Source organism: Frigoribacterium sp. CFBP 8751 (genome assembly GCF_014841545.1).
Classification (GTDB): Bacteria; Actinomycetota; Actinomycetes; order Actinomycetales; family Microbacteriaceae; genus Frigoribacterium.
The window spans coordinates 342007-355588 of record NZ_JACYUB010000002.1 but is presented as its reverse complement, the minus strand read 5'-3'; the positions used below and the strand labels follow the sequence as shown (position 1 = coordinate 355588).

General features: G+C 73.3%; 11 protein-coding genes. 2 read left to right on the top strand and 9 right to left on the bottom strand.

What is annotated here, in order from left to right; genetic code table 11:
• Positions 1 to 5 precede the first annotated feature (5 nt).
• The 7 genes from IFT88_RS07475 to IFT88_RS07445 all read right to left on the bottom strand — a co-directional run bounded on the left by IFT88_RS07475 (position 6) and on the right by IFT88_RS07445 (position 9865).
• Positions 6 to 593 carry a YceD family protein gene (locus IFT88_RS07475; protein ID WP_342212101.1) on the bottom strand — a complete coding sequence of 196 codons (588 nt, stop codon included), beginning with the start codon at positions 591 to 593 and terminating at the stop codon, positions 6 to 8.
• An 11-nt stretch (positions 594 to 604) separates the two neighbouring features.
• Positions 605 to 2926: a transglutaminaseTgpA domain-containing protein gene (locus tag IFT88_RS07470; protein WP_192119790.1), complete on the bottom strand. Its 2322-nt coding sequence runs from the start codon at positions 2924 to 2926 to the stop codon at positions 605 to 607.
• Entirely contained in the window at positions 2919 to 4202 is a 1284-nt protein-coding gene (locus tag IFT88_RS17625; RefSeq protein ID WP_192119788.1) for a DUF58 domain-containing protein, read from the bottom strand. Before IFT88_RS17625 ends, IFT88_RS07470 begins: the two co-directional genes overlap by 8 nt.
• Positions 4203 to 4249: 47 nt before the next feature.
• Positions 4250 to 5281, bottom strand: a complete 1032-nt coding sequence (locus tag IFT88_RS07460) for an AAA family ATPase (RefSeq protein WP_446718824.1) — start codon at positions 5279 to 5281, stop codon at positions 4250 to 4252.
• Between the two features lie 29 nt (positions 5282 to 5310).
• Entirely contained in the window at positions 5311 to 5793 is a 483-nt protein-coding gene (gene coaD, locus IFT88_RS07455; RefSeq protein WP_043593942.1) for a pantetheine-phosphate adenylyltransferase, read from the bottom strand.
• Positions 5794 to 5874: 81 nt separating this feature from the next.
• On the bottom strand, positions 5875 to 8085 hold the full coding sequence (locus IFT88_RS07450) for a helicase-related protein (RefSeq protein WP_192119786.1): 2211 nt from the start codon (positions 8083 to 8085) through the stop codon (positions 5875 to 5877).
• A 73-nt stretch (positions 8086 to 8158) separates the two neighbouring features.
• Positions 8159 to 9865, bottom strand: a complete 1707-nt coding sequence (locus IFT88_RS07445) for an acyl-CoA dehydrogenase family protein (protein ID WP_157489654.1) — start codon at positions 9863 to 9865, stop codon at positions 8159 to 8161.
• Between the two features lie 171 nt (positions 9866 to 10036).
• Between IFT88_RS07445 and rsmD the strand changes: the two genes are divergently transcribed.
• On the top strand, positions 10037 to 10612 hold the full coding sequence (gene rsmD, locus IFT88_RS07440; protein WP_192119784.1) for a 16S rRNA (guanine(966)-N(2))-methyltransferase RsmD: 576 nt from the start codon (positions 10037 to 10039) through the stop codon (positions 10610 to 10612).
• A gap of 28 nt (positions 10613 to 10640) precedes the next feature.
• On the opposite strand, the gene thiL is transcribed toward rsmD, so the two are convergent.
• A complete protein-coding gene (gene thiL / locus IFT88_RS07435; RefSeq protein ID WP_192119782.1) occupies positions 10641 to 11660 on the bottom strand; it encodes a thiamine-phosphate kinase in 1020 nt (339 codons plus the stop codon).
• A 24-nt stretch (positions 11661 to 11684) separates the two neighbouring features.
• On the opposite strand from thiL, the gene IFT88_RS07430 reads away from it, so the two are divergent.
• Positions 11685 to 12248: a DUF3515 family protein gene (locus IFT88_RS07430; RefSeq protein WP_192119780.1), complete on the top strand. Its 564-nt coding sequence runs from the start codon at positions 11685 to 11687 to the stop codon at positions 12246 to 12248.
• Between the two features lie 28 nt (positions 12249 to 12276).
• Here the strand turns inward: IFT88_RS07430 and IFT88_RS07425 are convergent, their stop codons facing one another.
• The gene (locus IFT88_RS07425; RefSeq protein WP_192119778.1) at positions 12277 to 13491 is read right to left on the bottom strand and encodes a D-alanine--D-alanine ligase family protein; all 1215 of its coding nucleotides are present in this window, start codon (positions 13489 to 13491) and stop codon (positions 12277 to 12279) included.
• Positions 13492 to 13582 lie beyond the last annotated feature (91 nt).

Genomic DNA, 13582 nt, shown 5'->3' with positions numbered 1-13582 from the left:
GGTGTTCAGTGCTGCTCGTCGGCCGGGCGCTGGTCGTCGTGACCGGTTCCCTGTGACGTGCCGTCGGCGGGTGCCGATTCAGCCTGGAACCCTGCCAGGGCCGACCAGCGGGGGTCGGCGATCTCGCGGGGCTGGTAGTCGGGGATGTCGTCCACGCGCTCGCCCGTTTCGGGGTCGAGGCCCGGACAATCCGGCCGACAGACCGGCTGGAAGGGCAGTGACAGAACCACTGCGTCTCTGACCACGGGTTCAAGATCCACGTGATCGTCTTGAACCTGATAGTCAAAAGCTTCGTCGACATCGTACGCGAAAAGCTCGGCGAAATCGACTTCGACGGGCTCGGAGATGTCACGGAGGCATCGGCTGCACTCACCGACCGCCGTGCCCGAGACGTGCGCGGACACCAGGATGCCGTCGTGCAGCCCCTCGAGCTTGACGTCGATAGCGATCTCGGCACCCTTCGGCACCGAGATCTGTCCCTCGCCGAGCTTCTCGGGCACGACGACGTCGAGTTCGTGCTCGCGCATCTCGCCCGGACGGTGCACGAGGTCGAACACCGGGACGGTGTAGGCGGTCTGGCTGAAATGAGGCACGAAGAGAGAGTTTACGCCGTCGAGCCGGACGCCGCCTCCGTGCCCCCGACGAGCGATCGCGGCGCGATGGTCGCCACGACGCGCTGCCCCACGGACGAGGAGGCGCGGAGCCCGTCGATCACGCGGCGCGCGTCCGCCTGCACCTGCCGAGCGGCCGGCTCGGCCCCGAAGCGCTCGGCCTGCAGGGCGTCCAGCAGCGCGACCGAGGCGACCCGCGCCTCCTCGGCCCTGCTCGTCCGGCCGGAGGACGGCGCCGTCGCCGTGCCGGTCACGGCACCGTGGCCGACGCCCCCCACCCCGAGTCGCTGCGCCAGCAGGTCGGCGACGGCCGGCGGGGTCATCGTGGCCGTCACCGGGACACCCAGGTCTCGAGCGGTGTCGACCACCTCGTGCCAGGCGTGCAGCGCCAGGTCGGGCGGGGACGCCGACAATCGGCGACGTCGGCGGCCCGCGCGCAGACCCGAGGGGACGACGAGGGCGGCGAGCACGAGCGCCGCGAGCACCGACAGGGCGATCGACGGGACCGGCCCGACGCCGGAGCCCGGACCCGAGGCGGCGGACGTCGGCGTGGCGCTCACGCTCGGAGCCGCACCGGTCGGGGCGGTCGAGGCCGACGGGGCCGTGCTCGCGTCGGGCGCGGTGCTCGCGTCGTCGCTGGGGACGTCGCTCGGCTCGACGCCGGTCTGCTGCAGGTACTGCTGAGGGGCGCCGAGGCCGACGGTCGGCTCGAAGGGGACCCAGCCGAGCCCGGCGAAGTACAGCTCGGGCCAGGTGTGCAGGTCGTCGCTGCTCACCCGGAACGCGGCGTCGTCACCGACGCCCTGCAGGTCGCCCGGCAGGAAGCCCACGGCCACCCGCGAGGGGATGCCCAGCGTCCGGGCCATGACCGCCATCGCCGAGGCGAAGTGGACGCAGTACCCGCTGCGGACCTGCAGGAACGTCTCGATCGCGTCGAGGCCGCTGCCGTCGTAGCCGCGCTGGACAGGGGTGTCCTCCGAGTACGTGAAGTCGCCGTCGCGGAAGAAGTCCTGCAGCTCGACGGCCGCGTCGAACGGGTTGGCCGAGCCGACGGTCACCTCGGCGGCGAGGTCGGTGACGGCCTGCGGCACCTCGTCGACCGAGAGGTAGGGCGCCATGTCGGGCCCCGTGTCGTCGAGCGAGGCGACGACCTGCTCGGGGCTCGGGTCGACGGGCCGACTCGTCACCTCGTACTCGAGGCCCTGCGTGCCCTCGGAGTCGCTGCGGACGGTGACGCCGCTCTCGTCGACGAACCGCCACCCGTCGTCGAGCCCCTCGATGGTGGTCGGCGGCACCGGGACGGGCAGGTACGGACTGCGGAGCGCCCCGATCGTGACGTCCGTCGTGACGTCTCGTCGTGCGGTGCCCGGGTCGATGCCGGGAGCGTCGGGCAGGGTGTCGAGCGTGTTGAGCGGGTCGAGCGGCACGTCGGCCGGACTCCAGGTGCGGCCCGAGAAGTCGACGAGGTCGACGAGCTTGAGGTAGGTGCCCTGCGGATCGTCGGTCCGGTACGACAGGACGGTGACCGGGGCACCCCGCCGCAGGTCGTCGCCGAGGTCGATGATGGGGTTCACGCCGGTCGCGAGGCCGGCACCGGTGCCCGAACCGGTCAACGGCGCCACGCCCGTGAGGGGAACGACGGCGGTCAGGAGCCCGGCCACGGCGACCGACGCGGCGGCACCGACGAGACCGGCGCGCGAGGGTCGTCGCCCCGTGGAGACCATCAGCAGCACGAGGTAGGCCAGCACGGTCGCCACCACCCAGGGCCAGCTCGTCACGACGCCCGGGACGAAGGTCGGCACGGCCAGGACGAGGGCCGGGAAGACCCCGGTCACGACCGGCAGTTGCCCCACCGACGACAGCAGGTCGGTGACGACGGCGACGACGAGGACCGAGAGTGCCACCGTGACCAGCAGGCCGTCGTTGACCTCGACGGGGGCCGATCCCTCGACGATGGCCGCGTTGGCCTGAGCCGAGAGCTCGGGGACGCGCGCGAAGGTGGCACCCGTCGGCACGACGCCGAGCAGGGCCGTCCCCCCCGAGGCGAAGGCCGTCGTGACGAGCGCGCCGAGGACCGCCCCGCCGACCACGCCCGCCCAGGAGGCTCCTCCGAGCGCCCGGACGGCGAGGGAACCCCCCAGCACCACGGCGGCCACGACGGCACCGGTGATCCACCAGCCCACCCCGACGAAGACGGGGTGCAGGCTCGCGAGCGAGAGGACGAGCACGAGCCAGAGCAGAGCCGTGGTCTGCCAGCGGGCCGCGCCCGTGGGCTCGGCCCCGAAGAACCCCACGCGCGTCGACGAGTCAGTCATCGAGGACCCCCGAGGTCGTGATCAGGCGGCCGACGTCGACGCTCGAGTCGGTCTCGACGACCCGCCAGCCGGAGTCACGCAGGGCGCCGGCGACCTCGTCGGGGGCGAGCACGCGGTCGTCGCCCCGGCCCGGACCGTCGGCGAGGCGTGCGGGTCGTGAGGTCAGGCCGGCGCCGAGGGGCAGGGCGGCCGTGACGACGACGGCGATCGCCGACGACCCGGGAGCCCTCGAGGCGACGAGCAGCTCGAGGTCGAGCCGGCCCAGGCCCGAGACGACCGCCACGACGGGCTCCCGGGGCGACGGGGCGGGAGCCGGTGCCCCGAGCGCGTCGTCGAGCCGCAGGTCGGCGAGGTCGTCGAGGAACCCCGTGGTCGACTCCGGGTCGTGCCGGGCGACGAGCGTGCCGCCGGGTGTCGTCAGCACGGTCGCGGACCCCGCGTGGCCGATCTCGACCGCGATGGTCGCGGCGAACGAGACCGCCCACTCGAACGCGTCGCTGACGAGCGGGATCGAGGCGGTCGCCGGCCTCACCCGGACGCCGCTCGTCGGCGGCACCGTCGGACGCGCGTCGGACCATCCCTCGGCCGCGACGGCGATGACGACCCGCGCGCTGGGCAGGCCGTGCTGCTCTTCTTGTCGGACCATGAGCTCACCGTGCCGGGCCGTCGCCTTCCAGTGCACCCGACGCATCGGGTCACCCCGGCGGTACTCGCGCGTGACCGGATCGTCCTCGCCACCGGCCAGGCTGTGCTCGCGCTGCCGTCTCGACCCGTCACCCAGGGCACGGGACTCGCGCCCGAGACCCACCTCGACGACGTCGGGCACGACGACGAACTCGGCCACGCCGGCCGCCACGACCCGTCGCCGGGCGACGCCGTACGACTCGAGGAGGTCGACGTGCAGGGGGCCGATGCGGTGCCGACCGCGCGGCAGGTCGTGGTGACGGAAGACCGCCGAGGAGGCGCGGCCCGGCACGAGCAGGACGGCCGCGGCCTCGGAGTCGGACAGTCGCCCGAACGGCAGCTGCTCGCGGACCCGCACCGTACCGGAGGTCCGCCCCCCTCGGGGAAGGACCGTGACCGTCTCGACGGCGGACCACCCCGCGACGCCGCGGTCGGGGGTGAAACGGCGGGCGACCCGCACGTCGGCCGTGCGGAAGAGCAGCGACACCGTGACGGCCACGATCAGCACGACGAGCGTCGAGCCGGCGAACACGAGGGCCGGGGCCTGCAGCAGCCAGCCCACGAGCACGACGAGCACCCCGGCGGCGAGCACGCCGACGCCTCGGCCGGTCGGCCTGGGGACCCCACCCCGTCTCACGGTCAGCGCGCGTCGGTCGCGTCGCCGAGCGGGACGGGGGTCTGTTCGACGACCTCGGCGACGAGGTCGTAGGCCGCGGAGACCGCCCCCGCACCGGCTCGACCGGCGAGGATGACCCGGTGGCCGAGGACGGGACCGGTGAGGGCGTCGACGTCGTCGGGGACCACGTAGCCACGGCCGTTGAGGGCGGCCCAGGACTTGGCCGCCCGCATGAGCTGCAGGGTCGCGCGGGGGCTGGCCCCGAGACGCACGTCGGGGTGGACGCGCGTCGCCTGGACGATCCGCACGGCGTATTCTTCGACCGCCTGCGCGGTGTAGACCGTGCGGACGGCGGCGATCATGCGCGTGAGCTCGTCGAGCGAGACGAGCGGGCGCAGGGTGTCGAGGGGGCTGACCCGCTCACGCTGCTGCAGCATGCGCAACTCGCTGCGGGCGTCGGGGTAGCCCAGCGAGATGCGGGCCATGAACCGGTCGCGCTGGGCCTCGGGCAGGTTGTAGGTGCCCTCCATCTCGACGGGGTTCTGCGTCGCCACGACGAGGAACGGCGAGGGCAGCGGGTGCGTGGTGCCGTCGACGGTCACCTGGCGCTCTTCGAGGCTCTCGAGCAACGCCGACTGCGTCTTCGGCGAGGCGCGGTTGATCTCGTCGCCGATGACGACGTTGGCGAAGACGGGACCGGGCTTGAACTCGAACCCCCCGCTCTGCCGGTCGTAGACCGAGACGCCCGTGATGTCGCTCGGCAGCAGGTCGGGGGTGAACTGGATGCGGGTGACGGTCGCGTCGACCGCCTTGGCGAGCGCCCGGGCCAGCTGGGTCTTGCCGACCCCCGGGACGTCCTCGATCAACAGGTGGCCCTCGGCGAGCAGGACGGTGAGCGCCGTCGAGATGGCGCCGTCCTTGCCGTCGATCACGGTGGCCACGGCCTCGAGGATGCCCCTCGCGCGCTGCTGGACCTCGGCGAGCGACATCGTGGGCCCGGAGCCGGTCGCGCGGACGGCGGCGGGCTCGACGGTGGGGTCGTTGGTCGTGGTCATCGCGGCGTCCTCGTCGGGTGGGGTCGGGGTCAGGTCGTGCTGAGGTAGGCGGCGACGGCGTCGGGCACGTAGGGCGACACGTCCCCGCCGAGCGAGGCCACCTGCCGCACGAGCGAGCTCGACACGTGGGCATGGGCCGGGTCGGGGAGCAAGAAGACGGTCTCGACACCGGCGAGGCTGCGGTTCATGATCGCCATCGGGGTCTCGTAGGCGACGTCGACCTGCGAGCGGATGCCCTTGACGAGCACGCTCGCCCCGACCTCGGTGCAGTAGTCGACGAGCAGCCCGACGCTCCAGCTGTGGACCGTGACGGTCTCGGGCAGCCCGGCCGCCCGGAGCGATTCGGTGAGCAGGGAGACGCGCTGCGCGAGGGGCAGCAGCGCACTCTTCTCGGGGTTGTGGACGACGAGGACGTGGACCTCGTCGAAGATGTTGGCGGCTCGGGCGATCACGTCCACGTGCCCGAGGGTCACGGGGTCGAACGAACCCGGCACGACGGCGATCCTGCTCATCCGGTCACTGTATCCCGCCGACCCCGGACGGACACCCAGGGCGAAGGCGGCGTCGAGGACGCGTCACGCACCACGGCGCGCTCAGTTCTTGCCCATGGCCTCGCGGCCCCGGTCGTCGAGTCGACGCGCGATGGCCGCCGCGAGGGCGGGGTGGTCGACCAGGCGCGGGTCGTCGTCGAGGACCTCGGCCGCGTGCTCGCGGGCGAGGCCGATGAGGTCGCCGTCGCGGGCCACCCGCAGCAGACGCAGGGACGAACGGCCGCCCGACTGGAGGTTGCCGAGCACGTCGCCCTCGCGACGCAGGTCGAGGTCGACCTGCGCGAGCTCGAAGCCGTCGAGCGTGGCCGCGACCGCGTCCACCCGCTCACGCGCGATCGTGTCGGCCGCCGCGTGCGTGACGAGCAGACAGAGCCCCGGGTGACCGCCGCGGCCCACGCGACCGCGCAACTGGTGCAGTTGCGAGACGCCGAACCGGTCGGCGTCGAGAACGACCATGGTCGAGGCGTTCGGCACGTCGACACCCACCTCGATGACCGTCGTCGCCACGAGCACGTCGATGTCGCCGGCCGCGAAGCGACGCATGACGTCGTCCTTCTCGTCGGACGACATGCGTCCGTGGAGGGGCTCGATGCGCAGCCCGGCCAACACGGGGATGGTGGGCACCCGGGCCATGACCCCCTCGACGCTCGCGCGTTCGGGTGCCGGCGCCTCGGCCACGTCGGCCCCGTGCGCGTCGTCGCCGGGTGCGACCTCGGCATCGGGCGGGTCGCCGGGTTCGGCCGTGACCGCGTCGATCGCCGGGCAGACGACGAACACCTGTCGCCCCTTCGCCACCTCTTCGGCCGAGCGCTGCCAGATGCGACCGCCCCAGGTCGGGTGGTCGGCGAGGGGCACGACGAACGACTCGATCGGCTGGCGCCCCTTCGGCAGCTCGGCGATGGTGGACACGTCGAGGTCGCCGAAGACCGTCATGGCCACGGTGCGCGGGATCGGCGTCGCGGTCAGGACGAGCACGTGCGGCGGTGTGGCGCCTTTCTTGCGCAGCGCCTCACGCTGGTCGACGCCGAAGCGGTGCTGCTCGTCGACGACGACGAGGCCGAGGTCGAAGAACTCGACGGCCTCGCTGATCAGGGCGTGGGTGCCCACGACGACGTGCGCCTGGCCGCTGACGATGGACAGCAGCGCCTTCTTGCGCTGGGCGACCGTCATCTGGCCGGTCAGCAGGGTCGGGCGGAGGCGGGCCGCCAGGTCGGGACCGAGGGTGGCCGTGATGGATCGCAGGTGCTGAGCCGCGAGCACCTCGGTCGGGGCCAGCAGGGCCGACTGGCCGCCGCTCTCGGCCACCGCGAGCATGGCCCGCAGGGCGACGAGGGTCTTGCCCGAGCCGACCTCGCCCTGCACGAGGCGGTTCATCGGCACCTCGGCCTCGAGGTCGCGGGTGATCTCGTCGCCGACGAGGCGCTGGTCGCCCGTCCGCTCGAAGGGCAGGGCGGCGTCGAAGGCGGCGAGCAGGCCGTCGGGTGCGGCCCGACGGGGGGTCGCGGCCGACCGACGCACGAGCGCTCGCTGCTGCAGCAGGGCGCTCTGCAGCACGAAGGCCTCGTCGAACCGCAGGGTGTCGCGGGCCGTGAGGTGGTCGCGATCGGTCTCGGGACGGTGGATGCGCTCGTACGCCTCGGACACCGGCATCAGGTCGAGTTCGGACCGGACCGACGCCGGCACCGCGTCGTCGATCGGCGGCAGGCCGTCGAGCAGCACCTCGACCGACTTCTGCACCTGCCAGGACGCCACGGAGGCGCTGGCCGGGTAGATCGGGATGGGCTGCTTCGCCCACTTCTGGGCCTGCTGGTCGCCGACCCCGGCGACGGCCTCGTGCGAGGCGTCGAACAGCTCGTAGTCGGGGTGCGCCAGCTGGCGCAGCCCCCGGTAGTCGCCGACCTTGCCGGCGAAGATGCCCCGGGCACCCGGCACCAGGTCCTTGGCCCGCCACGCCTGGTTGAAGAAGGTGAGCGTGAGGATGCCCTGGCCGTCGCCGATGCGCACCTCGAGGATCGACCCGCGCCGGGCGCGCATCGTGCGTTCGCGGACGTCCAGCACCTGGGCCACGATCGTGACGGACTCGCCCAGCGGCAGCTGGTCGAGCGCCGTGAGCTCGCCCCGCCGGGCGTAGCGCCGAGGGAAGTGCGTCAGCAGGTCGCCGACCGTGCGCAGGCCGAAGGCCTTCTGCAGGGCGGTGGCCGTCCGGCCGCCGAGGGCCCCGGCCAGCGACGCGTCGAGGGGTGAGTCGGGCACGGACCCCACGCTAGTGCCCGCCCCCGACAGCCCCCTCGCCGAACGGCGCCGGCCCCGTCGGGCCGACCCGCGGTCAGAGCGAGAAGGAGTACCCGCCGGAGGCGCGGGTCGCCTTCGCGAGGTCGGCCACGTGCCCGTCGTCGTTCACCTCGAGGGCCCGCAGCTGTCGCCCCACCCCGCGCGCGGACTGCTTGCAGAATCCGACGGCGAGGTGACGCTCCGCGTCGGAGTCGGCCCGCGCCTCCTGCAGGGCCGTCGAGGCCCGCGACAGGACGGCCGTCTGCGCGTAGATGCCGCTCGCCGCGTCGGCGAGGCGCTTCTGCACGAGCTGCTTCTCTTGCACCTTCTTGCCGTGCTTGCGGAGCGCCCCCTCGGTGCGCTCGCGCAGCCGCGAGACCTGGTCTCCGAGCTCGGCGGCCTGCTTGGCGAGTGCGGGATGAACCCCGACCGGCCGTTCGGGCCGGATGCGGCGCTGGACGCGGCCCGCGACGTACGGCGCGAGCACCCCGAGCGCCCGTCCGGGCTCACCGATGCGGAGCGACGCCACGTCGGGCAGCTCTTCGCTGAGCGTCTTGAGGCCGTTCAGGGCGACGAACGCGCGCAGGACGTCGTTGGCCCCCTCGAAGATCGGGAAGATCCGGAAGTCGCGCAGGGCCTTGGAGAGCGGGTGACCTTCCATGTACGCCTCGCCTCCGTGCAGCTGCACCGCCCGGTTGAGGGCGTACCAGCCGGTGTCGCTCGCCGCGACCTTGGTCAGCGCGGACTCGAGCGCGAAGTCGGTGTCGCCGCGGTCGACGAGGCCCGTGGTCAGGTACGACATCGACTCGACGCCGTAGATCTGCTGGGTCATCCACGCGAGTTTGTCGCCGACCATCTCGAAGTCGGCGAGCGGTCTGCCGAACTGGTGCCGCGCCTCCGTGTGGTCGAGGCTCAGCTCGAGGAACCTCTTCATGCCGCCCGCGATGGCCGTGCCCATCGACATGCGACCGTTGTTGAGCGTGTTGACCGCGATGCGGAAGCCGTCGCCCGGCTCGCCGAGGAGGTTCTCGGCGGGCACCCGGACGTCCTTGAAGTGCACGCGCTGCAGGTGGTTGGCCTTGAGGCCGTGCGTCTCGAACCGCGGGCCGGTGCTCAGCCCCTCCATGCCCTTCTCGACGATCAGCGCGACGTGCCCGAGGTCGCTCTGCGCGAAGACCGTCAGGACGTCCTTGTCGCCGTTGCCGATCCACCGCTTCTCGCCGTTCAGCAGCCAGCTGCCGTCGCTCTGCCGCTCGGCCCGGGTCTCGAGCGCGTAGGCGTCGCTGCCGACGTTCGGCTCGGTGAGGACGAACGCCGCGAGCTTGCGGCCGCTCGCCAGGTCGGGCAGCCAACGGGCCTTCTGGTCGTCGGTGCCGAAGAGGTGCAGCGGCTTGGTGCCGATCGACTGGTGCACCCCCATGACCGTGGCCAGGGTGCCGTCGACCCGACCGAACTCCTCGTACACGCGGCAGTAGGCGCTCTGGCCGAGCCCGAGTCCGCCGTACTCCTCGGAGACGAAGAGTCCCATCAGGCCCCGCTCGCCCAGCTCGCGTACCAGGTCGTCGCCGATCCATCCCTCGCGTTCGGCCTTCAGCGGGTCGTAGCCGGCGAGCACCTCACGGGCGGACGCCGAGACCGTCTCGACCCGGGCCTTCTCGGCCGCCGTCATCTGCGGGTACGGGAAGACGAGTTCGGAGGCGATGCGCCCCGCGAAGAGCGACTTCGTGAAGGAGGGCCTGACGGTACGATCGACGCTGGTCATGGCACCGATGCTGCCGACGTCGGCGGGCACCGCCAACTCGGTTGTGCAGGTCCGACGACCGGGCGGGGCGGTCGACGGTGATGCGTTGTCGGGATGCTCGAACCGCGTGCGTGCCGGGTGCGTGCCCGGTGCGCGCCGGGTGTCGCGCGTCGACCTGGCATGGTTGACCCCATGTCCCGCATCATCTCCGGCTTCGCCGACAACCTCTCGCTCGTCGTCCCCAAGGTCGGGACGCGGCCCACGAGCGACCGGGTGCGCGAGGCGCTGTTCTCGTCGCTCGACGCGCGCGACGAGATCCGGGGCCGGCGCGTGCTCGACCTCTACGCCGGCACGGGGGGCCTCGGGCTCGAGGCGGCGTCGCGAGGGGCCGCCTCGGTCGTCCTCGTCGAGAAGGCCCCGGCCGCCGCGAAGGTGTTGCGCCGCAACGTCGAGTCCGTGCTGGCGCGGGCACCCCGACCGCCGCGCGGCACTCCCCCGCGCGTCGACGTGGTCACCCAGCCCGTGCGGTCGTACCTCGAGGGCGGCTCGGCGCTCGTCGACCTCGTCTTCTTCGACCCGCCCTACGAGCTGTCGGCCACCGACCTCACCGCCGACCTCACGGCCCTGCTGCCCTCGCTCGACGAACAGGCCCTCGTCGTCGTCGAGCGCGCCTCGCGCGACGGCGAACCGGGCTGGCCCGAGGGCCTCACCCTCGACGTCGAGAAACAGTACGGCGACACGACGGTCTGGTTCGCGCTGCGCGACTGACCCCCGGCAGGAGGCGCGGGCCGGCTCGTCAGCCCTGCGCCCCCGACCACAGGCGGTACGGGTCCCACCCGCCGGACTCGCCGAGGTCGGAACCGTCGACGGTGACGCGGGGCGCGCCTCCTGCCGGATCACGGACCGTGCCGACGGCGTGGAAACCACCGGGCAGCGCGACGTCGGGCGGGAACGTGGCGAACAGGGAGTGGTCCTCACCGCCCGAGAGCGCGAGCCGCGGGTCGTCGCCCAGCGCCCGGGCCGACAGGTCGACCACGACGCCGGAGGCGCGGGCCACCCGGCCGGCGTCGAGGGCGAGGCCGTCCGACAGGTCGAGCATCGCGGTCGCCCCGGCAAGCGCCGCCGAGCGGCCGTCGGCCACGGGTGGCGTGGGGGCGAGGTGCCAGCCGACGTCCGGGTCGCGCTCGCGCAGGGCGGCGGCCGCGGCGGTGTCGGGCACCCCGTCGTGGTCGACGCCGAGGCGGAACAGCAGGTCGAGCCCGCGCGCCGAGCGGCCGAGCGCGCCGGACACCGCGACGACGTCGCCGACGCGCGCCCCGTCCCGCCGCACGGGCGGGCGCCCCTCGAGGTCGCCGAACGCCGTCACCGCGACCGTGAAGGTCGGCGACACCGAGAGGTCGCCGCCGACGACCCCCGTGCCCGGGGCCATCACGGAACAACCCGCACGCAGACCGTCCGCGAAGGCCTCGAGTTCGGTCACGCCGGTGTCGCCGGGCACTGCGAGGGCGACCACCAGCGCCGTGGGCCGAGCGCCCATCGCCGCCACGTCGGCCAGGTTCGACGCCGCGGCCTTCCAGCCGAGGTCGTACGACGTCGACCACGCGCGTCGGAAGTCGGGGCCGTGCACCATGAGGTCGGTCGTGACGACGAACCGGCCGTCGGGTGCCGCGACCACGGCCGCGTCGTCACCGGGACCGAGCAGCGTGTCGTCGCCGCGGGGCAGGCGGGGCAGGATGCGGGCGAGGGTGGCGAGCTCGCCGACGCCCTCGACGGTGTCGGCGTCGGCCGGGCGGGGGTCCGTGGAGCGTCGTTCCATGTGCTGAACGGTAGCCTGGATGCGATGTCGAACCCGTCCTCGCGCCTCACCGCGCGCCTCCGTCCCCGTCTTCGCGTCCAGGCCCTCGTGCTCGTCGGGGCCGGTCTCGCGACGACGCTCGTCGGCTGCTCGCAAGCCGTCCCGATGCAGCCCGCCGCGGGGGCGAACGACCCGGCCTGCGCGCAGGTCACCGTCCACCTGCCCGAGGTCGTCGACGACGGACAGGACCGCCGCGAGACGGACGCCCAGGCGACCGGCGCCTGGGGTTCGCCGACGAGCGTGCTGCTGCACTGCGGCGTCGAGACGCCCGCCGTGTCCGACCTGCCCTGCTACGACATCCAGGGCGTGGACTGGCTCGTCGATCAAGACCCCGACGACGCCGAGACCTCGATCCTCACCACGTACGGCCGTGAGCCCGGCGTGCAGGTGATCGTCGACACCACCAAGGCGAACGGCGGCAACGTGCTGCGCGACCTGGCCGACGCGGTCGGCTACCTGCCGAATGACGGCAAGGAGTGCGTCGGAGCCGGCGACCTGCCCGGCTCCGCCGGGTCGGCTGACGAGCCGACCGCGACGCCGACGCCCTAGGGCCGGTCTCGGGGGCGGACGAGCTCCGTCAGCGCTCGGTCTCGAGGCCGAGAGCGATGAGTTCGTCGATCAGCTCGGGGTAGCTGAGGCCGCTCGCGAGCCAGCAGGCGGGGAACATCGAGATGGGCGTGAAGCCGGGCATCGTGTTGACCTCGTTGATCACCCACCCGTCGTCCGTCAAGAAGAAGTCGACCCGGGCCAGGCCCGTGCCGTCGATCGCCTCGAACGCCAGGGCGGCGAGCCGCTGCATCTCGGCCAGGTCGCCCGGTGCGAGATCGGCGGGGCAGACCAGGTCGGCCCCGGGGGCGCCGAGGTACTTCGACTCGAAGTCGTAGAACGTGTCGTCCGCGAGGACGATCTCGCCCGCGACCGACGTGCGGGGCGCCGCCCCGTCGCGTCCACCGAGCACGGCGCATTCGATCTCGCGACCGACGACGGCGGACTCGACGAGCACCTTGTGGTCCTCGGCGAAGGCCTTCGCCATGGCCGCGGCGAGATCGGCGGGCGAGTCGACGCGGGACACCCCGACGCTCGACCCGGCTCGGGCGGGCTTGACGAACATCGGGTAGCCGAGCGCCTCGACGTCGCCGGCGACACGGTCGGGCGCGGCATCCCAGTCTCGACGGCGGACGGTGCGCCACGGGGCGACGGCCACGCCGGCCGCCTGCAGCACCGTCTTGGTGAAGTGCTTGTCCATGCCGAGCGACGAGGCGAGGACGCCCGCCCCGACGTAGGGCAGCCCGGTCAGTTCGAGCAGGCCCTGCACCGTGCCGTCCTCGCCGAACGGACCGTGCAGGATCGGGAACACCACGTCGACCTCGCCCAGCAGGCGCGTCGTGCCGTCGGGCTCGGTGACGGTCAGCTCACGGGTGGTGGACGACTCGGGCCAGTGCACGCGCGTGCCGTTGTCGACGACGGTCGGCAGCGTCTCGGCATCGAGCGCGAAGCTCGCCGCGTCGTCGGGCTGGAGGGTGAACGCCCCGTCGACGGTGATGCCCACGGGCACCACGTCGTAGCGGGTGCGGTCGATCGCCGAGAGGACTCCCCCGGCCGTGGCGCAGCTGATCGAGTGCTCGCTGGAGCGGCCACCGAAGAGGACGACTACGACGGTCTTCGCCGCCCCGGGTGCCGAGGTCCCGACCGACGAGACGTCGACCGACGAGACGTCGACCGACGAGATGTCGGCCGACGAGATGTCGGCCGCGGCGAGGCGGGTGGTCGCGGTGGGCTCGGTGCTCGCCATGAGGGGCCTTTCGTCGGTGTCACGGCCCGCGGGCCGACCCGCGGTGGGCGGGCTCTGGTCGTCGCACGCCCCCGGCGAGGACGACCGGCGG

Bases quoted from the DNA above. Each gene is read 5' to 3' on its own strand.
- IFT88_RS07425 (WP_192119778.1), bottom strand. From the start codon at position 13,491: ATGGCGAGCACCGAGCCCACCGCGACCACCCGCCTCGCCGCGGCCGAC.
- rsmD (WP_192119784.1), top strand. From the start codon at position 10,037: ATGTCCCGCATCATCTCCGGCTTCGCCGACAACCTCTCGCTCGTCGTC.
- coaD (WP_043593942.1), bottom strand. From the start codon at position 5,793: ATGAGCAGGATCGCCGTCGTGCCGGGTTCGTTCGACCCCGTGACCCTC.
- thiL (WP_192119782.1), bottom strand. From the start codon at position 11,660: ATGGAACGACGCTCCACGGACCCCCGCCCGGCCGACGCCGACACCGTC.
- IFT88_RS07470 (WP_192119790.1), bottom strand. From the start codon at position 2,926: ATGACTGACTCGTCGACGCGCGTGGGGTTCTTCGGGGCCGAGCCCACG.
- IFT88_RS07460 (WP_446718824.1), bottom strand. From the start codon at position 5,281: ATGACCACGACCAACGACCCCACCGTCGAGCCCGCCGCCGTCCGCGCG.
- IFT88_RS07430 (WP_192119780.1), top strand. From the start codon at position 11,685: ATGTCGAACCCGTCCTCGCGCCTCACCGCGCGCCTCCGTCCCCGTCTT.
- IFT88_RS07445 (WP_157489654.1), bottom strand. From the start codon at position 9,865: ATGACCAGCGTCGATCGTACCGTCAGGCCCTCCTTCACGAAGTCGCTC.